The following is a 23,158-nucleotide window of genomic DNA, read 5'->3' as shown; positions in this document are numbered from 1 at the left end:
AAAAAGGAATGGTGATTGTAATGAGAATGGTAGATATTATTGCAAAAAAACGTGACGGCAAAGAATTAACGACTGAAGAAATCAAATTCTTTATTAATGGATATACAGACGGAAGTATTCCTGATTATCAAGTGAGTGCGCTTGCAATGGCAATCTTCTTTAAAGATATGACAGATCGCGAACGTGCAGATTTAACGATGGCGATGGTTGAGTCTGGAGAAACGATCGACTTATCAGCAATTGAAGGAATTAAAGTAGACAAACATTCAACTGGCGGTGTTGGTGATACAACAACATTAGTATTAGGACCATTAGTAGCTGCTTTAGATGTACCAGTAGCAAAAATGTCTGGTCGTGGTTTAGGACATACGGGCGGAACAATTGATAAATTAGAAGCGGTAGAAGGATTCCACGTTGAAATTACGAAAGAGCAGTTCATTGATATTGTAAACCGTGACAAAGTAGCTGTTATTGGACAAACAGGAAACTTAACACCTGCAGATAAAAAAATCTATGCATTACGCGATGTAACCGGAACGGTTAACTCAATTCCTTTAATCGCAAGTTCAATTATGAGTAAAAAAATTGCAGCTGGTGCTGACGCAATCGTACTTGATGTAAAAACAGGTGCTGGCGCATTTATGAAAACAGAAGAAGATGCAAAAGAATTAGCACATGCAATGGTACGTATCGGAAATAATGTAGGACGTCAAACTATGGCTGTTATTTCAGATATGTCACAACCTCTTGGATTTGCGATTGGTAATGCTCTAGAAGTGAAAGAAGCGATTGATACGTTAAAAGGTGAAGGTCCAGAAGATTTAACAGAATTAGTACTTGTATTAGGAAGTCAAATGGTTGTACTTGCGAAAAAAGCAAATACGTTAGAAGAAGCTCGTGAAATGCTAATTGAAGTGATGAAAAACGGAAAAGCAATTGAGAAATTTAAAGAGTTCTTAAGTAATCAAGGCGGAGATAGCTCAATTGTAGACAATCCAGAAAAAATGCCACAAGCTAAGTATGTAATTGATGTACCTGCAAAAACTTCAGGTGTTATTTCTAACATTGTTGCAGATGAGATTGGTATTGCAGCTATGTTACTTGGTGCAGGTCGTGCAACGAAGGAAGATGAAATCGATTTAGCGGTAGGTTTAATGTTACGTAAAAAAGTTGGCGATGCAGTAAAAGAAGGCGAGCCATTCGTAACAATCTACGCAAATCGTGAAAATGTAGAAGATGTAAAAGCAAAAATTTATGAAAACATCTCTATCGCTGAAACAGCAGTGGCTCCTAAATTAGTTCATACAGTTATTACTGACTAATCATCATTTCATTTACTTTGAGGGGGAAATAATATGGATAAGAAAAAATATATTGAAGAAGCAAACAAGATGTTATCGAAAGCGTATATTCCGTATTCTAAATTTCCTGTTGGCGCAGCGTTAGTTACGAAAGAAGGGAAAATCTATACTGGTTGTAATATAGAAAATGCTTCTTACGGTTTATGTAACTGTGCAGAAAGAACAGCAATATTTAAGGCAGTATCAGAAGGTGAGCGCGATTTTAGTTATTTAGTTATTACAGGAGAAACTGATGGACCTATTTCACCATGTGGTGCGTGTAGACAAGTAATTGCTGAATTCTGTGATCCGAAAATGCCTGTATTATTAACGAATGTAAAAGGTGATGAAAAAGAAGTGACTGTTGAGCAATTACTTCCAGGTGCTTTCACAATTGACGATTTAAAATAAGTTAAAAAGCCATTCTGCAATAATTAATTGCAGAATGGCTTTTTTGTTCATATTCCGTTCATAAACTTTGCATAAAATGATTGCAGCGAATATGGAAAGTTTACAGCAGGAGGAATATAATGAAGAAATTCTATAATGCGGGATGTAGTTACTTATTGGTTTATGATTTTGTTAAAAAAGTCATTTAAATAGATAGGAGTGAAAAGTATGATAGCACTTTTATCAAGTGTCGTAGCAGTTTGTATGGCTGTTGGGGTAATGTTTCTACGTTTTAAAGCAGCGAAAAAGCCGGTAACGAAAAAGAAAATTATATTGCCGCCAATTTTTATGAGTACAGGCGCAATGATGTACTTTTTACCAGAGTTTCGATTAACATCGTTAGAAATAGTTGAGGCAATTAGTATAGGGCTTATCTTTTCTATTTTTCTTATTAAAACAACTAAGTTCGAAATGAAAGGCGAACATATATTTATGAAACCGTCAAAAGCATTCATATTTATTTTAGTAGGCTTATTAGCTGTACGCGTGGCATTAAAGTCATATTTAAGCCAATCAATTGATTTGGCAGAGTTAAGCGGAATGTTTTTCTTACTTGCATTTGCGATGATTGTGTCGTGGAGAATTGCGATGTATCGCTCGTTTACTAAATTAGAAAAGACAATAAACAGAGCTGGAATTTCTATATAGGAAATCCAGCTCTGTTTATGTTTTATTAAAATTCTTTAGCGCGGAACTCATTTGCTTAATTTTAAACGTATTTGAGCATCTTGTAATGCGGCTGGTGTAACGTTAAGACCATTTTGATCAACAATTTTTGTGTTTAATAAAATGGAATCTAAGCTTCCACGAAATGTTTGTGTATAGTTTTGACGCAACATTTGTTGTTCTTGTTTTTCATCAACTGTTAATCCAGTTGCTTTTTCTTTTTTTGACAATTCGTTAATACGGAATAAAATATTTTTCATTTGTTTCACCTCTAGTTAGATTTAATTACATTAGCTACTTACTAATGTATAGTTATTTTAACCTATCTTTTAATAAGTGTCAATGTCTATAAAATGCCTTGTTTTGTAAGTGTATGGGGTGAGAGAGAATGTAAATGACTACTAATACTTGAAATAGAAAAGATGTTAATATACAATACTGTGGTAGGGTATATTAACTTGTTGTTTTACATTATGAAAGCAATAAGCAAAAAGGAGTATGCAATAATGAATGCAGTAATTTCAAAGAAAGAAACAATCATCTCATATACGATTGCTATTTTATTTATTTTAGCTATGGTAATAGCTGGTGTGTTATTAAATGATCCAGAAGTCATTTTGCCGGAAATAGCGGCGATGGCAATTGCTTTATGGGCGTATCGTGAGCCAGGATGGTTAAGACAACCAGAAAAAATTTTTATTGCACCGTCAATAACAGCTGTAATCGGTTTTATGGTGAATCAAATGGATATAGCCTATTTAGGGAAAGTAAGCTTAACGCTTGTATTCATGATGCTGTTTTTGCGTGTAATTCAATCCAACTTAGCACCATCAATTGCGACAGGTTTATTACCATTAGTAACAAATGCGACGGAATGGTCATTTGTTATCGCGGTCTGCGCTTTAACATTTATATTAATGGTTGGTGTACTTATATTTAAATTGAACAGTGGTCTGGAGCGAAAAGTGAATATACAGTATAAGTATATGATTGTATTTCTAATACTAAACTTTGTGTGGATCAGTTTATGTTGGATAACTGGTTATGAACAATTAGCAGTTATTCCACCAATATTAGTTGTCGTGTATGAATCACTTCAAAAGCCGATGTACAATGAAAAAATGGCTTTTAAACAAATAGTCGTATTAACTGCATCTGCAACTGTTGGAACGGTATTGTACTTTGCAATTGATTCATGGATTGTAGTCACTTTATTAAATATGATATTAATGCTTATTTTATTAAAAATTGTTGGTGTACGTATTCCGGCAGCGTATGCATTTCCATTATTGCCGCTCGTATTTCCAGATGAAATGATAAAAATGTTACCAGTAGCTTCATTTGTTGCGGGAGTATTTTTATTTGGTGCAGTACTACTGTATAAAAAGTGGGAGATGAAGCAAAAGGGCATGGCAATGTAGATAGAGTATAGATAACTTTTAATTAGTAAAATAAATAGACACTCACAGGTGTCTATTTATTTTATGAAAAATTTAGCTTAATTCATTTAAGTTAAGAACAAGCTCTGATACTTTAGAGAAAAATGGAGAATGATCAGCTTCTAAAGTAATAATTTTCTTGCAAGGTGTTTCTGTATTCATTCGGCGCTGAAAATCAATTGGAATCGCTCTATCTAGAGTCGTTTCAATATAAATGCGATCTATGGCTCCAAAGTTTTCTTCAGATATTTTCAGCTCTTGTTGGAATGGTCCTAGTGGCTGAGGACGCATTTGTTTAAAAGAAGTTTCTATAATCGCTTCGTCTTCTATAGCATTTAAAAATGTTTGTTCAATTAGATTAGGTATAAGTTCAGCAGTTAAGTCATTCTCATTTATAGTGAATTGCGGGCCGTCTTCTCCGTCTAATTTACTACCAAGACTTTCTCCGTTTTGTGGTAAGAAGGCACAAAGATATACTAATTTATCGATTTTATTTGGTATAAGTTCAGCAGTTTGAGTGATAATGATTCCACCCATACTATGTCCAACTAGAATAACCTGTTCATTTTGTTGATTTATAACTTCCGTTACGGCACTAACATAGGAATCTAACGTAATATTTTGAGAAGGAGTCATATCTTTTCCGCTTCCAGGTAAATCTAGTGTAACAACTGTGTGACCTAAAGCCTCTAATTCAGGTTTAACTAATTCCCATGCCCATTCGCCTTGCCATGCTCCGTGTACTAAAATGTAAGTACTCATTTAATCAACACTCCTCTAGGGTATATAAGTTTCATCTATTTGCAATATTGATGATGTATACTCAGTATAAATGAAGTGGTTTTATAAATATAATGAAGGTTATTTATAGATGATATAAATATATTTTATATAAGGAGAACAGAATGAATGTTTTTGATTTTAAAGTCTTTACATATGTGGCTCGTTTAAATAGCATTAGTCTGGCAGCGAAGGAATTACATATGACACAGCCAGCAATAACACATATTATTAATAAATTAGAGAAACGATATGCTATAACGTTATTTGATCGCTCTAGACAAGGAACGATTCTAACTGAACATGGAAAAGAATTTTTGGTTGGTGTGAATCGACTTCTAATGGAGTATGAAAAACTTGAGGAAACAGCTTTACAGTTGAAAAATAAAAGCTTGTATAAAATTGTACTAGCTACGTATCCTTCCGTTACTGTATATTGTTTGGCGGAGTGTATTCAACTAGGGAATATTGATCATAGTCAATATGTACTTGCAGTTCGAGAAGGAAGCTATCAAGAAGTGTTAGATTGGCTATCATCAGGTAGTGCAGATTTTTCTATTTCTATAAAAGAAAATTTAATACAAGGATTTCATTATGATGTCATTGGTGAAGATCCGTATGTTATGGTTTCTTCAAAAAAAGTTCCGCCTAACCTTACTATTAATGATATAAAAAATTATCCTTTTATTATGCCGCTTTCTGGTTGCAAAGAAGTGCTCGAACCGTATTTGATGAAAAATGAAATAACAGTTAATAAAGTGATGGAGTCAGAAACAATTAGTTCAGCATTAGCACTTACTATACAAGTTAATGGTATAACAATCGTCCCGTTATCAGGACTACATAAGCAAATTATTCATGACGTCATTGTACAGCCGATAGAAATTACAATTCCACGACAACTTATTATGCAATGGTCACCTAAAAAAGAGAATGACCCGCTGTTTCTCGCGTTTGTTAAGAACTTATTAGCTCAACTACAGCAAAAGAAAAAATGAATATAATATTACAAAAGGTAAGCTCATTTCACTGAAGCTTATCTTTTGTATGTATTACCAATAAAGAGCGGTATCATAAAGTCCGATTAATATAAGAAGAACACCGGCTACCTGTTGAACGCGTTTGCCAATATTCCTACTTTTTTTAAGTAATGTTCCATTTAATCCAAGATAAGAGATGATGAACATAATTCCAACGATAGGGAGAGCAGTTCCTAGCGAAAAGAATGTTGGAAACAAGTAACCATAATTATATGAGAAAGATAAAGGGATTAACGTTCCGAAAAATAGAACGAACATAGTCGGACAAAAAGCTAAGGAAAAGAAGAATCCAAGTAAAAATGAGCCAGTTTCATTTTGTTTTCTTATAAATTTGATTGAGAAGAAGTTTCTTGCTTTTATAATACCTGCCACCATTAACCCCATTAAAATTAATAGGGGTCCCATCATTTTGCGTAACCATGGGAAATACAAAGTTAATATTTGCTGAATCTCTTTTCCTAAAAACCATACTAATAGCCCAAGCGTCGTAAAAGCCATTATTTTTCCTAAAATGAATAAAAGTATATGTTTCCATACATGTCCTTTTTGTAAAGATTGGTTGCTATAAAGTGTAATAGCACTAATGTTTCCTGTTAATTGACAAGGAGCAAGTGTACCTACAATGCCTAATAAAAACGCAAATAAAAGAGGTACTGATTTCGTAGCATTCGCGACATCTATTAAAGGAGACATGAGTTGATAGCTCCATTCACTAATTATTGAAAACACGTTATATTCACCCTTCTAATTAATTTGGAATGTTCCTTCTTTAGTAAGCTGCTTCCATGTTTTACCCTCATCTGTAGAAAGGAACACATTTGCTTTCATTGTAGCAAATACAATTTCAGCTGAATTTTGAGGGTTTTGTGATATATACATAATTGTATCTTTAGGATCTAAAGGTGGAATTTGTATGTTTGTCTCCTCATTTGTAGCAATTGATTTCTTCGTTACGATTTGCTTATTGATAGGCGCGTAAATAACATCTTCATTACTTAATGTAATTGCGGTCGATTCAAGTGATTTAGCGAATATTTCAAACGTATTTCCGTAATCTGTGGATAAGTAAACACCGTCTTTGGCACTTACTGCGACTACACTAGATTGATTCGGATGTACGGAAAAGGAATGAATCGTACTTGAAAGACCTTTTAACTTACTATTTTCCCAATCTTGTCCGTTGTTCGTACTGAAATAAAAACCTTGTTGTAATTTAGAATTTGGACGCTCATTGTATAAATAAATTGCTTCTGTATTATATCCGACAGCAAGGTTATGAAAATCAGATTCTCCGTAAAATGCTAGCTTTTCAAGAGTATTACCACCATCAGAACTTTTCAATAATCCTAAAGGATTTTTTAAATTTGCACCTGGTTCAGGGTGACCGCTGGCAAAGAATCCGTTCTTCGTTGCCTGAAATCCCATATAATCATGTAGCTCAGTCTTAGTTTCAAACCATTTGCCATCTTGATAAACTTTTATCCCGCTATGAGTGGCAATAGAAACACCTGGCATATTTCCTGCATAGCCAATTCCATGAATGTGCTCGATTTTTCCAGATGTAATTTCTTTATAGAAGTCTTGCGGATTCGTATTTGCTGTTTTTGTATTTTTTGGTTGAGATTGCGCCGTTTCTTTTTTCACTGGTGCTGTTTCGACGTTGCTAGAACATCCTGAAATTATTAATAAAGAAGTAATTGCTAACCCTGTTGCTACATAATGTTTCAAATTTGTAGGCCCCTTTCCTATATACGTGATTTTAAGTATATGGAATAAATGTCAAGAAATTGTGGAGTGGTATGCATAATTTAGCGTGGAAGGGACCTTAGTAATGAAAATTCTCCTTTGGCTATGAGTACTATTAATTGACGAAAAATTATAACAATAATAGAATGAATTGTATTGATGATTAGTTTCACAAGCATACATAGAACACTAGGGGGATTATTATGAAATCAACATTTTTTGCTCAAAATAGAGAACGATTAGCAAACACATTACCAGAGGGATCTATTACGATATTATTTGCGGGACAAGCACCGCATATGTCAGCTGATGCACATTATAAATTTGTACCGAATCGTAATTTTTACTACTTAACGGGAATCGATGAACCAAATGTTATTTTTATGCTGAAAAAGGTTGGAAGTAGTGTTGAAGAAACACTTTTCATTGAAAAGTCAGATCCAGTAATGGAAAAATGGGTCGGTAAAACAGTTTCTAACGAAGAAGCAGAGAAAATTTCAGGTATAAAGAAAGTTGTATATTTAGATAGCTTTGAAAAGACAATGTCAAATATACTTTTTACAGAAAATGCGAAGCATCTATATTTAGATATAGAACGTCGTGATTGGAATGGTACGGAGACAAAAACATTAGCATTTGCTAAACATGTAAGAGAAAAATACCCACACGTAACAATTGGTAATGTATATCCGAACATTTGTGAATTACGAGTATTTAAAACAGAGGAAGAAATTGAAATTATTAAAGAAGCGATTGCTATAACGAAAGACGGTATTTACAACGTACTTAAGCATGCAAAAGCAGGCATGATGGAGTATGAATTAGAAGCACAATTTGATTTTACGCTGAAGTCATCTGGCATTAAGTACCATGCGTTCAATACAATTTTGGCGAGTGGGAAAAATGCTACAGTTCTTCATTATGAAGATAATGATGCACAAATTCAAAATGGTGACTTAGTATTACTAGATTTAGGTGCTCAAAAAGACTACTATAACGCTGATATTAGTTATACATTCCCGGCAAATGGAATATTCTCTAGTCGTCAAAAACAAATTTATAATATTGTATTAAAAGCATTAAAAGAAACAACAGCACTTATTAAGCCAGGATTAAAGTTCGCTGCATTAAATGAGCATACAAAAAAGGTACTAGTAGAAGAGTGTAAAGCAATCGGTTTAATTCAAGAAGATGAAGAGTTATCAAAATACTATTATCATGGTGTCAGCCATTTCCTTGGTTTAGATACACATGATGTAGGAACATATAAAGATAGAGTGTTAGAAGAAGGTATGGTTATAACAATTGAACCTGGTCTTTATATTGAAGGAGAATCAATTGGAATTCGTATTGAAGATGACATTCTTGTAACGAAAGACGGGTATGAAAACTTGTCAAAAGATATCATTAGGGAAGTTGAAGAAATTGAAGAATTTATGAGTGTAAATAATGAACATGTAAAAGGAAACCAAGCTGTAGTTAAATAATAAAAGAGTCATCACTAATTTATTTGAACTTTATCTCGAATCGTGGACAATTAAAAAATCCATGATTCGGGATAGGGTTCTTTTCTTCGAAATACTAATCTTTAATTATTAATCCTAATAAAGTAGCAAACTGAACAGCTTGATATGTTGATACTTTACATCCTCTTAAATCGTTCACTGAAACTGTAAGTGTATCAAAGGTAGAAGAACTAATATCTATCCCCTTCAGTGATGTCTGATCAAAATTAGCTTCATCAAGACTACATAATTGGAATTCAACTTTTTTAAGTTTACAGTCAAAAAAATCTGCATTATTTAATGAAGTTTCATTGAAGATGATTTTTTCTAGTTTGGAATTTCCAAATGCCGCTAAATTCAAAATTGAATTCTCAAATTTAACATTTCCTAAGCTAGATTCTGTGAAATTTACTCCGATTAATTTACTGTTTTTAAATTCGACTCTGTGAACAGAAGAATTGCTTAAATTAACATTTGATAAATCACAGTTTTCAAAACAAACATCTGTAATATCAATATTGCTAAAGTCTGTATTAGTAAACTTACAGTTTTTTATCACCGCATCATATAATCGCACTCTATCTACAGATTCATTTTCGAAAGTGGAGTCTATAATTTCACACACTTCCAATGTTGGATCTTCTTCATAAAAAATATCTTGAAAATTCTTTGAAGATAACTCTGGTGAAATTTTTGGTCTATCAATTTTCATCGTATATCAATCCTCTTCTATTTGATATATTTGTGTAATTTGAGTCCATTGTTTCCTTGTGAGGAACATTAGTTCTTATTATACAAAAATCTAAGTTCTTTTGTGAAGAGCATTTTAGCTACATTTTTCTTATTTAATAATAGCAGTGTTATTGTTTCTTAAGAAATAACGTCAAAATAAATATGAGAACGGCTAATATAGTCGCTACAAGGAAAGTATTTTATATTTTTAAAATATTCGCCTCTTGTAATGTCTCCGCTTTTAGTAATCTTCCAATTAGCTTACGTATTATCTAATTACATCTCCTTATTTTCTTGAAAATCAAGTTCTATAATGATTTTGAAAAAGAAAAAGGAGGGATTTTCCATGAAGCGATTTGTATTAACAGCTGTTACGGTCTCTGTAATATTTTTAATTGCTGCATGTTCTTTGGCCACAAATACAACAAATGATCATAAAAATATGAAAGATAAAAAAACAATACAGGCTGAAACAGCTACAAAACCATTGAAGATTGAAAAAGGACCAGAAGTTACTTTAGTAGCGAAAGAAGAAAAGCAAAAGTTAGGTAACGGTGTTATTGTTCCAGTCTGGACATTTAATGGCTCATCACCTGGTCCAGAAATTCGGGTGAAAAAAGGTGAAAAGGTGAAAGTGACATTAAAAAATGAATTATCTGCACCAGTATCTATTCATTGGCATGGATATCCTGTCCCAAATAACATGGATGGAATTCCAGGCGTGACACAAGATGCAGTTGAACCAGGAAAAAGTTTCACTTACGAATTTGAAGCGAACGTACCAGGAACGTACTGGTATCACTCGCATCAAGATTCTGTAAATCAATTAGATAGAGGTTTGTATGGAGCACTTATTGTAGAAGATACAAAGGAAAAATATGATAAAGATTACACATTAATGTTGGATGAATGGGTTACAGATAAAAAAGAAATGAATAAGCAGTTAAAAGAAATGACAAAAGGGCAAATAGGTAATAAATCTAAAGGTAATGAAAATGAGGAAAAGAATAATGATAAGAACGGCATGGCTCATTCTGGTATGGACATGGGCAGTGATCAAAAAGACTCTGGCAATATGGCAGGAATGGACCATGGAAATATGAAGATGGAAGGTCATGATATGAGTATGTATGATTTATTCACAATCAATGGAAAAAGCGGTGATTTAGTAGTGCCATTGAAAGTGAATAAGGGAGAAAAAGTTCGTCTTCGACTCATTAATGCTGGTTATCTATCACATGATATACATGTTCACGGTCATGATATAAAAGTAATTGCGACAGATGGTCAACCAATAAATGATCCAAAAGTTATAAAGGATAAAGTAATTTCAATCGCACCGGGTGAACGTTATGATATTGAATTTACTGCTAATAAAACTGGGAAATGGTATGTTGAAGACCATTCGAAAAATAAAGGTGCAAAAGGAATGAAAGCTGTTATTGAATATGATGGCAGCAAAGAGATGAAAGATAAAGCAGACGAAAAAGAAAAATTACCGAAAGTAGATATCATGAAATATGGTACTAAAAAATTAGGAAGTTTCCCGTTAAATCAAGAGTATACTGCCACATATAATATGGACTTAAATACGCAAATGAATGGAAATGAAATGGTATATACAATTAACGGAAAGGTATTTCCGGATATTGACCCAATTCAAGTAAAAAAGGGTGATTTAGTAAAAGTGAAGTTGGTAAATCGTTCTAAAATGGATGATCACCCAATGCATTTACATGGTCATTTCTTCCAGGTGTTGAGTAAAGATGGAAAACCGATAGAAGGTTCTCCGATTGTTAAAGACACATTGAATTTGAGGCCAGGAGAAGAATATGAAGTAGCCTTTGTAGCAGACAATCCTGGCGAGTGGATGTTCCACTGTCACGACCTACATCATGCTTCAGCAGGGATGGTAACGGAAGTGAACTATACAGATTATGAATCTAGTTATGTTCCAAACCCTAATATTCCTAATAAACCAGAATAATGTGAAAATCATGTAGTTTATTAATGATGAAAGCAGTTATCTTAATAGGTTGCTGCTTTTATATGTCATGTTGTGAATTGGGAATATTATTTTTATAAAAGTTTAGATAATACGAGAAGGTTATCCTGTAGAAAGAGTTTACAAGGTGAGAATGTTTTTTGTTATTTAAGAATTAAAAAACATGGTGGTTTTTGATTAGAAGTGGATAAATTTATTGTATTATATTGTAGTTCCACAAGATTGAATACTTATATTTGACCTTTCTTTTATTTTATACTACAATTCGTAGTGTGAAAGGAGAAGTCAGATATGCAAGCAAAATTATGAGTTAAATGAAGAAGGATTCAATTATGATTTTTTTATTTTTGTAGTATTAATTATAGGTGATTATTTTTTAGGTATTTTTTTGGTAATTAAAACTACATTGTGTAGTGTTCGGTTGAAAGAATGAGAGGATTTTCAGAGTGTTATGAATTTAAATTTCTTTTATTACTAGATATAGAGTATTGTGAATGGTTAGAAATTTAATATGGGAAGTAAAAGAATAATTTTGCTGAATGGTTTAAGTGGGAAAAATATAATGATACTTGAATGTGTTTATAGGAAGGTGTTTTGTACTTATGAAAAAGATTTTAGCTAGTGTAGCAGTAGCTTCTGTTACAGGAAGTGTATTTATTAGTACTGCTCAAGCGAAAAATACTGTTATACCAAAAGACACGAAGCATGAGCAAACGACTGATGTAGTAAAATATGAAAATCAAGTAACAGTAAATACAAATGCTCTACGTGTCCGCACACAACCAAATATGTCTAGTGCAATAATGGGACGCGTGTATGAAGGAGAAGTTTTACAAGTTATTGGAGAAGAAAACAGTTGGCTGAAAATTAATCATAAAGGAAAAACTGGCTATGTAAGTAGTGAATTTGTTTCGGGAAATAATGTATCAGCGAAGACAAATGTAAGCATGAGTCGTAGTAAAACTGTAACTGCTAATGTATTACGTGTTCGCACACAGCCAAATACGTCTAGTGCGATAATGGGGCGCGTATATGAAGGGAAAGCTTTACAAGTTATTGGAGAAGAAAACGGTTGGTTGAAAATTAATCATAATGGAGAAGTAGGTTATGTAAGCAGTCAATTTGTAATAGACGGTAGTTCAAATGGAAGCGACAATAACAATGGAAAAGTTCAAGTAGCGAGTGGCAATTACAAAGTTAACGTATCTTCTCTCCGCGTACGTACAGGTCCAAGTACTTCCCATGCAATTTTAGGCTCTATACATAAAGGACAAGTTGTTCAAGTAACTGGTGAAATTCAAGATTGGGTCAAAATTAACTATAGTGGACAAACTGCTTATATTAGTAAAGATTATATTTCAAAGAGTGGTTCTAATGCAAATGTAGACCAAACAAATGAACAACAAAAGAATGTTACGGTTCAAACTGACGGCACATACATTGTAAACGCTACTTCTTTACGTGTTCGCACGGGCCCTGCTACTTACCATAGTGTAATTGGTGGTGTATTAAACGGACGAATATTGCAAGTAACTGGCGTTGAAAATGGCTGGTTGAAAATTAATCATAATGGAAGAACTGGTTATGTAAGTAGTGAATATGTAAAATTCGTTAAAGGAGGTACACCATCAAAACCTGAAACTAGTAATCTATCTACTGGGGCAACAGTTGGTGACTACTATGTTAACGTAAACGTGTTAAATGTAAGAAACGGCGCTGGTACAAATCATGGTGTAATTGGTGCATTATCAAAAGGAATAAAAGTACAGGTTCTATTTGAACAAAATGGCTGGTTGAAAATTAATTACAACGGTAAAAACGGTTATGTATCAAGTGAATTTTTATCAAAAACAAGTGAGACTGATGCAGAGAAGCGGCGGCAATCCCAAGAGGTAAATAAAACAAATGACTTTATTCAACCAGCTGCAGGAAGATATACTTCTAGATTTGAGAAACGTGGTGGGAAAATGCATCATGGATTAGATATTGCTGCTTCAGGAACAGTGCCGGTTGTTGCTGCCGCAGAGGGGGTAATCACTCGCTCTTATTATTCTACAAGCTATGGTAATGTTGTGTTTATTTCTCACAATATTAACGGACAAACATATACGACTGTATATGCTCATTTAAAGAGTCGTCCTGTTTCTGCTGGTCAAAAAGTGAAGCAAGGACAACAAATTGGCATAATGGGGAATACAGGACAATCTGAAGGACAGCACTTACATTTTGAAATCCATAAAGGTGAATGGAATGCAAAGAAGAGCAATGCTATGGATCCAAAAATATATATTGGTTAATTGAAAATTTATCCCGCATTAACGGGCAGTAAGCCCCACGTCTCAAAATTCAGCGAAAGCGAAGAAGTTAGGTTGGTGATCAACTGCCCGTAAAAGCCCGATTGGTGAGGGCTGATAATCAGTGGGGATGAACAAAACCCCTACTGATTAAAGTTTCGCTTTATTATTTCAACCTGGAATAGTATATTTTCTCAAGTAAAGAGAATTTCATAGATTTAGAAGTTTTGAACTAACAATTCAAAGTGTTTTTATCTTTGTCTGTTAAGAAATAAAAATAATGAAATCGATCCCCTCTACTATGATGAAATAGTAGAGGGGATCGATTATAGTTGTTAATGTTTATGTTGTTCTTCTGTGGAAGAGGTGGGCGGGATATGCTCTGGGAACGTTACAAATATAGTCAGGATAATTACTACACCAATTGAGAGTAATAATGGAAAACGTCGCTGAATAACAGCAGAAAAACTTTCTGATAAAAACTGAATCATACATGACATAGTTATTGTTATAGTAAGTAAAAGGCTAATGAACAATATACTATGAGCTTGTTGAGCATTTAACATTTCTGTAATCATTGCTCCCATCATACTTGCCATTAATCCAGAAAACATTCCTTCTAAAGCAGTATATAGGTGAAAACGTAGACCCACTAAAAAACCGATAAAACCACTAATTAAAATAGCAAGTAAAGTAGAATATAGTAATTCCCCCTTAAAGAGAATGCCTAAATAAAAACCAATACTTAAACCGATACTCATACTAAAAGACATAATAAATACCATATACTCCATTAGGGTACCCTTACGTTTAGAAATATTGGATGTAATAAGAATTGAGGTACAGCAAAGTGTTAAGGTAGTTAACGTATAAGCAAACATTATGATACCTCCTTGTCCTATCGTTCATTTTATCATATGTGTACTTATGATAATTTATATCTGCATATTATCTGCACAATTTCATAGATGTAAGCAAAGGAACGCTTGATTTTTTAGGGCGTCTTTTTTAATTGTAAGCATGTGAAAGAAATTGTTATATTATGAGTTTCTATTGTGAAGCCATAAAGAATAAGCGTATAATATTATAGGTCTCCCATTTGCGAGACAAACCGCGAATGATAAATAAGATTGTTGTTTTATCATCGCTTCTAAACATATAGACAATGAAAGTAACACTGGAATACAGATAGGGAGTTATAAAATGAAATTAATTATTGCCGAGAAACCAGATCAAGGGTTGGCTCTTGTTTCACAGTTTAAATATCGCCGGAAAGATGGATATTTAGAAGTAGAAGCGAATGAGTTATTTCCAAATGGAGCGTACTGTACATGGGCAATTGGTCATTTGACGCAGTTATGTAATCCAGAGCATTATCACGCAGAGTGGAAAAAATGGTCACTTGATACGTTACCGATGATTCCTGAACGATTTCAATTTGAAGTAACAAAGTCAAAGTATAAGCAATTTAACGTTGTGAAACAGCTGTTACATAATCCACAGGTAACAGAAATCATTCACGCAGGAGATGCTGGGCGTGAAGGGGAACTGATCGTACGAAATATTATTAATCTTTGTAACGTGCAAAAGCCGATGAAACGTCTATGGATTTCATCTTTAACGAAGCAAGCTATTTACCAAGGATTTAAAAATCTACTTGATGAATCAGATACAATTAATACGTATTACGAAGCATACACAAGATCTTGCGCTGACTGGGTTGTTGGTATGAATGCATCACGTGTCTTTAGTATTTTGTTAAAGAAAAAAGGAATGAATGATGTATTTTCTGCTGGTCGTGTCCAAACACCAACGTTAGCATTGATTGTAAAGCGAGAGAAAGAAATTGAAAACTTTAAGTCAGAGCCTTTCTGGGAAGTGTTTGCAACCTTTAATATAGAAGGAAAGAAATATGACGGGAAATGGGAAAAGGATAATGAATCCCGCTTAAAAGACCCTGATATGGCGAATAAAATTGCGGCATTTTGCCAAGGGAAACCGGCTGTTGTGAAGGAAATGAAAACGGAGCGTAAAGAGTTTCAGCCGCCGCTTTTATTTAACTTATCATCACTGCAAGCAACGGCAAATAAAGCCTTTAAGTTTTCACCGAAAAAGACGCTTGATATAACGCAAGCACTATATCAAAAAGGGATTGTTTCTTATCCACGTTCAGATTCTAACTATGTTACACAAGGAGAAGCAGCGACGTTCCCTGATATTTTACAGAAGTTAAGTCAGTTTGATGAATATAAAGGCTTATTACCGGCTCCGGTTGAATCCATTATGAATAACAAGCGTTATGTAAATGAAAAGAAAGTAACAGATCACTACGCAATTATTCCGACAGAGCAAGTTACAAACCCAAGCAGACTATCAGGTGATGAAAAGAAAATATACGATATGATCGTAAGAAGGCTTATAGCAGCTCATTATGAAGTTGCAATCTTTGACTATACAACGATTGTAACGCTTGTAGATGAACGTGCTGAATTCATTTCAAAAGGAAAACAGCAAATTCAAGAAGGTTGGCGTAAAGTTATTTTCCAAGACGATAAAGATGACGAAACCATTCTTCCAATTGTAGCTGAAGGCGAAGAAGGAAAAGTTGTAAAGGTGAAAGTGAAAGAAGGAAAAACACAGCCACCGAAGCGCTATACAGAAGGACAACTTATTACGTTAATGAAAACAGCTGGTAAGTATTTAGAGAATGAAGAGCTGGAGAAAGTATTAAAGAAAACAGAAGGTTTAGGTACGGAAGCGACTCGCGCAGGTATTATTACGATGCTGAAAGACCGTAAGTATATAGATGTAAAGAAAAACCAAGTGTATGCGACTGATAAAGGAAAAGTATTAATTACCGCAATTGGTGACAAAATACTAGCTTCACCAGAAATGACTGCGAAATGGGAACAACGTCTTGCGGAAATTGGTGAAGGTACAGCTTCACCAGCTACATTTATGGAACAGACGAAAAAGCTATCAGCTAAAATTATTGAAGATGCAGTGGAAATGTCAGAGAAATGGGACTTTACTGGATTGCATGTTGAATCGATTGAGCGAAAAGGATCGAAATTTACAACAGGTAAAAAGGTTGGTAGCTGTAAAAAATGTGATGGCGATGTAATTGATAAGTCAACGTTTTACGGCTGTTCTAATTACAACACGACACAATGTGACTTTACCATCTCGAAGAAAATATTAAGTAAAACAATTTCGCAAAAGAATATGACAAAGCTATTAAGAGGTGAAAAGACCGATTTAATTAAAGGCTTTAAAAAGGGCGAGAAAACATTTGATGCGAAGTTAGAGTGGAAAGATAATAAGATTAATTTTGTGTTTGAGAATTAAGTTGTTTTAACAAATAAAAATATGATAATTAAAAAATATCCTATAGAATAGACGCTTAAAAAAGTCTATTCTATAGGATATTTTTTTGAATAAGTAGTACTATATATTTTTGTTTGAAATGAAATATACAATAAAAAAATCTTTATAATTGATAATTATTTATTGTAAAACAATAAATTGTGTATTAAAATCATTATCATAATAAATCAGTGAGATGCTTTTTATAGAAAGGTAACAAAGCTGTTTTTTATTAGAGGAGGTAAAATTATGAACAATCAAAATTTGATTATCGAAAATATGGATAACCCTCATGAGTTGGAGAAGATGTATAGAAAAGATCCGAAAGCTTTTAAAAAATCATTCTCACAAGCATGGGACCAAAATCCTGATTCCCAGGTTCTAGCTGCTTGGTATGAAAGGTTGCATTTCAAGGAGAAGGTAAATAAAGAAAAAACATCTTTGTTTCAAAAAGGTTTCTTATTCATGGGCCTTTTAGCTATTCTGGCCGGCATAAGCACTAGAATCATTTTCCACTTTGTTGAGCAGGAAGCAATTGCTCCAATTAATTTGGCTTTTGGTGTAATTCCCTTTATTGCTGCTTATTTTGTTTACAATAATACTCCGAAAAAAAGTATTATTTATTCCCTTGCAGCGTTGTTCCTAATTTCCGGGTATTATCTTAATACGCTGCCAGTAAATTATAAAGACAGTACCATACTTGCGTATTTACATCTTCCTATATTTTTATGGGGCTTAGTAGGGCTTGCATTTACAGGAAATGAATATTCAAAAGGCAGTACAAGATTAGCCTATATTAAATTTAATTTAGAATATTGTCTTCTCTACGGGAGCATGGCAGTGAGCGGAATGATACTTGCGGTATTCACCATGCGTTTATTTAGCTTTGTTGACTTAGATATAGGAGAATTCTATTTTAGTAATGTTGTTTTATTTGGAGCAGCGGCTCTCGCTATTGTGACTGCATACTTAGTATCAATGAATCTTAAGCTTGCTAAAAATATTACACCATACATATCTAAAATTTTTAGTCCTCTCGTCCTGATTACCTTGCTTATCTATCTTATAACGGTAATTTGGGTCGGAAAAAATCCATTCTTGGATCGCAATTTCCTAATGGCCTTCAACGGAATACTGCTTGGCGTATTAGCTGTTACTATATTTTCTATCGTTGAGAGTGACTCGGACGAGAAAAAGAACATTTCAGATTATATAAATTTTTCCTTAATTGTTCTGGCGCTTATTATTGACACTGTCGCATTGTCAGCCATAGTATTCAGACTTTCTTCTTACGGGATTACACCTAATAGACTTGCTGTTTTAGGTGTAAACATACTAGTCTGGGCAAATTTAATTTGGATTATGTTTTCCTATATGCGTTTCTTGCAAAATAAATCAGGACCAAAAGCTATCCAAGATGCCGTTACGAAGTATTTGCCAATATACGGACTTTGGGCAGCTTTCGTTATATTTACGTTTCCTATCATTTTTAATTAGAAAGGATCTGTTAATGTAACGAAAAGTTAATTCTCTATAACATATAAAATTTTTAGAGCCGATCAATTTATAATTGGTATTATTACGTTTGTAGTTTCGGTAATTTCATTTGTATTGATAAATAAGAAGTAAGTGTTGTATGTAATCTTTCCATAATAAAAAACGTCCCAAAATGGGACGTTTTTTATTATGCATATTGCCGTTTTTTCTTAATAAGCAACAAAACTTGTGACACACAAGCTAGTACCGGTAACTCAATCAATGGTCCAATAACGAGTGCAAGTGCGATAAGAGGTTCGTCTGGAAAAGCGGTCACAGCGATAGCGAGTGCAACAGGTGAGTTTCTTGCTAACGTTGTTAAGCTTAGACTTACTGTATCTTTGTAAGATAAATGCATCATGCGCCCGATAAATTGTCCTATTAAAAAATTAATGATGAAGAACAATAGAACAGGAACGAGTAATAATAAAACGACATTCATATTTTGCAGTAAATATTTACCTTGTGATGCAAACATCGCTACTATTGCTAAACTTAAAAATATAATTTGAGCAGAGCTGAAAAACGGAATGAGTTTATTCTCGAGAGTTTCAGCTTTTTTCATTTTATTCATAATGAACTTTGTAGCGTGTGCAAGTATAAATGGTAAGACGATTACGATAACAATACTTTCTACTAAAACAGAAATCGCTACAGTTTTCATGACACCAGCAAATAAAAATAAATAAATGGGAAGGAGCAGTACTTGCAAAATTAAATTTACAGGTAAAATTGCAGTAGAAAGTGCTACATTACCTTTCGCTATTTCAGTAAAGATTAAGTACCAATCTGTACATGGAGTAACCATTAACATTATAAATCCAACCCAAAGTGCTGGATGATCGGAAAGAAATAGTGCTCCTAACCCCCAAGCGAGTAAAGGTGTCCATAAGAAGTTAATAGTAAGACTTGTTCCAGCAAATTTTAAATTGCGAAATCCGTTTTTTATTTCTTTTAATGGAATGCTGAGGAATAATCCATATAGCATGAAAAATAAGAAGGGGACAATAAATTTGTCTGAATACGTATGTATCATATTAAATTGTCCGAGTACGATGCCGCATGTAACAGCAAAAAGAATAATAAAAGTTTGAAGCTTTTCTATAGTGCTCATGAATAAATCCTTTCTATATATGAATTTTCCTCTCAAAGTTTATTATACAAGTAATAAAGATGTATTTGGTGTTCAATTGTATTTTAGTTAATATTTTTAAGTTGAGATTTTATTTTTTATTAAAAGTTACTTGACTAAAGTAAGTGACTATATTACAATCACTTACATAAGGTAATTAAATAACAAAAAGTTGTGATAGTGTAACTTAAGGTATCTATTGGAACTTTTTCTTAGAATAAGAATTTTTATGATGATGAATAATGAATATGAAAAGAAAGATTAGGTGAAGAAAATGGGACTATTTAGCTCATTATTTGGTAAAAAAGAAGAAAATACGAATGTAGAGGGGAATAAAAAAATGTCAAAAGTATTATTTGTAAAAGCAAACGATCGTCCAGCGGAGCAAGCAGTTAGTTCAAAAATGTATGAAACATTTGTAAGTACTTATAAAGAAGCAAATCCAAATACAGAAATTACGGAATTAGATTTATTTGCATTAGATCTTCCTTATTACGGAAATATCGCGATTTCAGGTGGATATAAACGTAGCCAAGGCATGGAGTTAACTGCTGAAGAAGAGAAGGCAGTTGCTACAGTAGATCAATATTTAAATCAGTTTTTAGAAGCTGATAAGGTTGTATTTGCATTCCCATTATGGAACTTTACAGTACCAGCGCCATTAATCACATATATTTCATACTTATCTCAAGCTGGAAAAACGTTTAAATATACAGCAAATGGCCCAGAAGGTTTAGTTGGTGGTAAAAAAGTAGTTGTGTTAGGTGCTCGTGGTTCAGATTACTCTTCAGAGCAAATGGCTCCTATGGAAATGGCAGTTAATTACGTAACAACGGTACTTGGATTCTGGGGAATTACAAATCCAGAGACAGTTGTAATTGAAGGACACAATCAATATCCAGATCGTTCACAACAAATTGTTGAAGAAGGTCTAGAAAACGTTAAAAAAGTAGCAGCAAAATTTTAATTCATGATAGTAAATGGAAAAACCAACATGGATGACCATGTTGGTTTTTTAGTCTATTTTTCATGTTAAAAAATGTATATTTATAAAATAAAAGAAAAGTTCGAAAATAGTATTGCAAAATATTATATAGCAAACTATAATGAGTTCAAGAATAGTTGATACTTAAATTAAATATTCAGAAAATTCAATTAGTTAAAATTGGAAAATGAGATAAGGAAACTTGAATGGGGGTTATATTATGGCGAATAAAGTACCGTTTTCGTTCATAGTAGTTATTGGATTAATGTTATTTGCACTATTTTTTGGAGCGGGAAATTTAATTTTCCCAGCGATGCTTGGTCAATCAGCAGGAGAGAATGTATGGATTGCTAACGCTGGATTTTTAGTAACTGGTGTTGGATTACCATTACTAGGTGTGCTAGCATTTGGTTTTTCAGGTAAAGATGATTTGCAGTCGTTAGCTAGTCGTGCTCACCCAGTGTTTGGGATTGTGTTTACAACAGTTTTATACTTAGCGATTGGTCCGTTATTTGCAATACCGAGAACAGGAAATGTTTCTTATGAAATTGGTCTTAAACCGTTTATGCCAGAAGGAGTAGGTTCTACACCTTTAATTCTTTTCACAATTATATTCTTTAGTATCACTTGTTTTTTTTCGCTAAATCCCGCGAAAATTGTCGATATTGTTGGAAAAATCTTAACACCAATTAAGTTGACTTTCATCGGTATTTTAGTAATCGTTGCTTTTATACATCCGATTGGAGATATGCAAGCACCAGTGGAAGCTTATACATCACATGCATTCTTTAAAGGATTCCAAGAAGGATACTTAACGATGGATACGCTTGCATCATTCGTATTCGGGATTATCATTATCAATGCTATTAAAGAAAAAGGTGCGAAAACGAAAACACAAATTATGGTCGTTTGTGCAAAAGCGACAATTATTGCAGCATCTATTTTAGCAATTATCTATACAGCACTTTCTTATATGGGTGCTTCAAGTGTTGCAAAGCTTGGACATTTAGAGAACGGCGGAGAAGTATTAGCGAAAGTTTCTAACTACTATTTCGGATCATATGGCGGAGTATTATTAGGATTAATGATTACAGTAGCTTGTTTAACAACTAGTGTGGGACTTGTATCAGCATGTTCTTCATTCTTCCATAAGTTATTCCCAAATGTTCCTTACAAAGCAATTGCAATCACGCTATGTGTATTTAGTGCAATTGTTGCAAATGTAGGATTAACACAGTTAATCGCAGTTTCTGTTCCAGTATTAACAGCAATTTATCCACTAGCAATCGTATTGATTTTCTTAACATTCTTCCATTCATTATTCAAAGGAAGAGCTGAAGTTTATCAAGTGAGCTTAATCGTAACATTTATCATCAGCTTATTCGATGGATTAAGTGCAGCTGGAGTTAACATTGAAGTAGTAAGCCAAGTGTTCACTAAATTCCTTCCGATGCAGGAAGTAGGATTAGGCTGGATCTTCCCAGCGATTATCGGTGGATTTATCGGATATGGACTTAGCATTTTAAAAGTGAAAAACCAAGTTCAACCAGCAACTAGAGCGGATAAGAAAATAGGTTAAATAAAAAAAGTTATAGAACTTGTTTCTATAGCTTTTTTTGTTACTATTAATAATGAGAAAAAATAAAGTAGTAGGGGAAATAAAATGAAAAAAACAATTGATCATATCGGAATCGCAGTTCGTGATATAGATAGTACGATACGTTTTTATGAACAGATTCTATCAGGAGAATTAATAGATCGTTACGTAAGTGAGACAACAGGTGTAGAAAGTGAAGTAGCCATTCTTGAAGTGGATGGAGATAGAATTGAATTACTTGCACCGACAAATAACACCACTTCACCAATTGCCCGATTTATAAAACAAAAAGGTAAAGGTGTACATCACGTTGCGTATCGTGTCGATGATTTAGATGTGGCTCTAGAAGAGTTAAAAGAACAAGGTATTCGGACATTAGAGCATACACTACGCATTAATAAGCACGGTAGAAGGTTAATTTATCTTAACCCAGCGGATACTGAAGGAACGATTATCGAGTATTGTGATTATCCGGAAGAGAAATAGGAGAGGGATATTTTTTTAAAGGTGTTACGTAATAACGTAATACCTTTTTATTTATGTAT

Annotated in this window: 20 protein-coding genes; 13 read left to right on the top strand and 7 right to left on the bottom strand. The window is 33.6% G+C overall.

Annotated features, from left to right (window positions below):
- Positions 1-20 precede the first annotated feature (20 nt).
- The 3 genes from M1D66_RS17755 to M1D66_RS17745 all read left to right on the top strand — a co-directional run bounded on the left by M1D66_RS17755 (position 21) and on the right by M1D66_RS17745 (position 2,438).
- Positions 21-1,322, top strand: coding sequence for a pyrimidine-nucleoside phosphorylase (locus M1D66_RS17755; protein WP_025710128.1), 1,302 nt, complete (start codon positions 21-23; stop codon positions 1,320-1,322).
- 33 nt (positions 1,323-1,355) lie between these two features.
- Positions 1,356-1,751: a cytidine deaminase gene (locus M1D66_RS17750; protein WP_000358533.1), complete on the top strand. Its 396-nt coding sequence runs from the start codon at positions 1,356-1,358 to the stop codon at positions 1,749-1,751.
- Positions 1,752-1,958: 207 nt separating this feature from the next.
- Positions 1,959-2,438, top strand: coding sequence for a CcdC family protein (locus M1D66_RS17745; RefSeq protein ID WP_153595309.1), 480 nt, complete (start codon positions 1,959-1,961; stop codon positions 2,436-2,438).
- A 47-nt stretch (positions 2,439-2,485) separates the two neighbouring features.
- On the opposite strand, the gene M1D66_RS17740 is transcribed toward M1D66_RS17745, so the two are convergent.
- Positions 2,486-2,716, bottom strand: a complete 231-nt coding sequence (locus tag M1D66_RS17740; RefSeq protein WP_000789783.1) for a DUF896 domain-containing protein — start codon at positions 2,714-2,716, stop codon at positions 2,486-2,488.
- Between the two features lie 246 nt (positions 2,717-2,962).
- On the opposite strand from M1D66_RS17740, the gene M1D66_RS17735 reads away from it, so the two are divergent.
- Positions 2,963-3,877 (top strand): membrane protein, encoded by a 915-nt coding sequence (locus M1D66_RS17735; RefSeq protein WP_000994715.1) that lies wholly within the window; start codon positions 2,963-2,965, stop codon positions 3,875-3,877.
- Between the two features lie 72 nt (positions 3,878-3,949).
- On the opposite strand, the gene M1D66_RS17730 is transcribed toward M1D66_RS17735, so the two are convergent.
- Entirely contained in the window at positions 3,950-4,657 is a 708-nt protein-coding gene (locus M1D66_RS17730) for an alpha/beta fold hydrolase (RefSeq protein ID WP_000109162.1), read from the bottom strand.
- A 143-nt stretch (positions 4,658-4,800) separates the two neighbouring features.
- Between M1D66_RS17730 and M1D66_RS17725 the strand changes: the two genes are divergently transcribed.
- Positions 4,801-5,673, top strand: coding sequence for a LysR family transcriptional regulator (locus M1D66_RS17725; protein ID WP_242554662.1), 873 nt, complete (start codon positions 4,801-4,803; stop codon positions 5,671-5,673).
- 54 nt (positions 5,674-5,727) lie between these two features.
- On the opposite strand, the gene M1D66_RS17720 is transcribed toward M1D66_RS17725, so the two are convergent.
- Both M1D66_RS17720 and M1D66_RS17715 read right to left on the bottom strand, forming a co-directional pair.
- The gene (locus tag M1D66_RS17720) at positions 5,728-6,444 is read right to left on the bottom strand and encodes an urease accessory protein UreH domain-containing protein (protein ID WP_222128282.1); all 717 of its coding nucleotides are present in this window, start codon (positions 6,442-6,444) and stop codon (positions 5,728-5,730) included.
- A 15-nt stretch (positions 6,445-6,459) separates the two neighbouring features.
- Positions 6,460-7,443 carry a F510_1955 family glycosylhydrolase gene (locus M1D66_RS17715; protein ID WP_000683844.1) on the bottom strand — a complete coding sequence of 328 codons (984 nt, stop codon included), beginning with the start codon at positions 7,441-7,443 and terminating at the stop codon, positions 6,460-6,462.
- A gap of 221 nt (positions 7,444-7,664) precedes the next feature.
- On the opposite strand from M1D66_RS17715, the gene M1D66_RS17710 reads away from it, so the two are divergent.
- Complete coding sequence (locus M1D66_RS17710) at positions 7,665-8,948, top strand: aminopeptidase P family protein (RefSeq protein ID WP_086385872.1); 1,284 nt, start codon at positions 7,665-7,667, stop codon at positions 8,946-8,948.
- 94 nt (positions 8,949-9,042) lie between these two features.
- Here the strand turns inward: M1D66_RS17710 and M1D66_RS17705 are convergent, their stop codons facing one another.
- Entirely contained in the window at positions 9,043-9,678 is a 636-nt protein-coding gene (locus M1D66_RS17705; protein WP_000687270.1) for a pentapeptide repeat-containing protein, read from the bottom strand.
- Between the two features lie 366 nt (positions 9,679-10,044).
- Here M1D66_RS17705 and M1D66_RS17700 point away from each other — a divergent pair, with 366 nt between their 5' ends.
- Both M1D66_RS17700 and M1D66_RS17695 read left to right on the top strand, forming a co-directional pair.
- Entirely contained in the window at positions 10,045-11,685 is a 1,641-nt protein-coding gene (locus M1D66_RS17700) for a multicopper oxidase family protein (protein ID WP_000820025.1), read from the top strand.
- Positions 11,686-12,305: 620 nt separating this feature from the next.
- Complete coding sequence (locus tag M1D66_RS17695) at positions 12,306-14,000, top strand: SH3 domain-containing protein (protein ID WP_000721642.1); 1,695 nt, start codon at positions 12,306-12,308, stop codon at positions 13,998-14,000.
- Between the two features lie 332 nt (positions 14,001-14,332).
- Here M1D66_RS17695 and M1D66_RS17690 read toward each other — a convergent pair whose 3' ends face one another.
- A complete protein-coding gene (locus tag M1D66_RS17690) occupies positions 14,333-14,878 on the bottom strand; it encodes a hypothetical protein (RefSeq protein WP_025710121.1) in 546 nt (181 codons plus the stop codon).
- 322 nt (positions 14,879-15,200) lie between these two features.
- Between M1D66_RS17690 and topB the strand changes: the two genes are divergently transcribed.
- Positions 15,201-17,345 (top strand): DNA topoisomerase III, encoded by a 2,145-nt coding sequence (gene topB / locus M1D66_RS17685; RefSeq protein WP_000766735.1) that lies wholly within the window; start codon positions 15,201-15,203, stop codon positions 17,343-17,345.
- Between the two features lie 267 nt (positions 17,346-17,612).
- Positions 17,613-18,860 carry a DUF4153 domain-containing protein gene (locus tag M1D66_RS17680; RefSeq protein WP_006922049.1) on the top strand — a complete coding sequence of 416 codons (1,248 nt, stop codon included), beginning with the start codon at positions 17,613-17,615 and terminating at the stop codon, positions 18,858-18,860.
- 187 nt (positions 18,861-19,047) lie between these two features.
- Here M1D66_RS17680 and M1D66_RS17675 read toward each other — a convergent pair whose 3' ends face one another.
- The gene (locus M1D66_RS17675) at positions 19,048-20,013 is read right to left on the bottom strand and encodes an arsenic resistance protein (protein ID WP_086385877.1); all 966 of its coding nucleotides are present in this window, start codon (positions 20,011-20,013) and stop codon (positions 19,048-19,050) included.
- A 292-nt stretch (positions 20,014-20,305) separates the two neighbouring features.
- Here M1D66_RS17675 and M1D66_RS17670 point away from each other — a divergent pair, with 292 nt between their 5' ends.
- From M1D66_RS17670 to M1D66_RS17660, 3 genes are all read left to right on the top strand, one after another.
- Positions 20,306-20,998 (top strand): FMN-dependent NADH-azoreductase, encoded by a 693-nt coding sequence (locus M1D66_RS17670; RefSeq protein WP_000522528.1) that lies wholly within the window; start codon positions 20,306-20,308, stop codon positions 20,996-20,998.
- Between the two features lie 238 nt (positions 20,999-21,236).
- Positions 21,237-22,595, top strand: coding sequence for a branched-chain amino acid transport system II carrier protein (gene brnQ, locus M1D66_RS17665; protein WP_001284786.1), 1,359 nt, complete (start codon positions 21,237-21,239; stop codon positions 22,593-22,595).
- Positions 22,596-22,679: 84 nt separating this feature from the next.
- Positions 22,680-23,099 carry a VOC family protein gene (locus M1D66_RS17660; RefSeq protein ID WP_000750853.1) on the top strand — a complete coding sequence of 140 codons (420 nt, stop codon included), beginning with the start codon at positions 22,680-22,682 and terminating at the stop codon, positions 23,097-23,099.
- The last annotated feature ends 59 nt before the right edge of the window (positions 23,100-23,158 follow it).

Source organism: Bacillus sp. PK6-16, assembly GCF_056530295.1.
The sequence above is the reverse complement of the archived record's forward strand: the minus strand, read 5'-3'. Positions and strand labels throughout refer to the sequence as shown.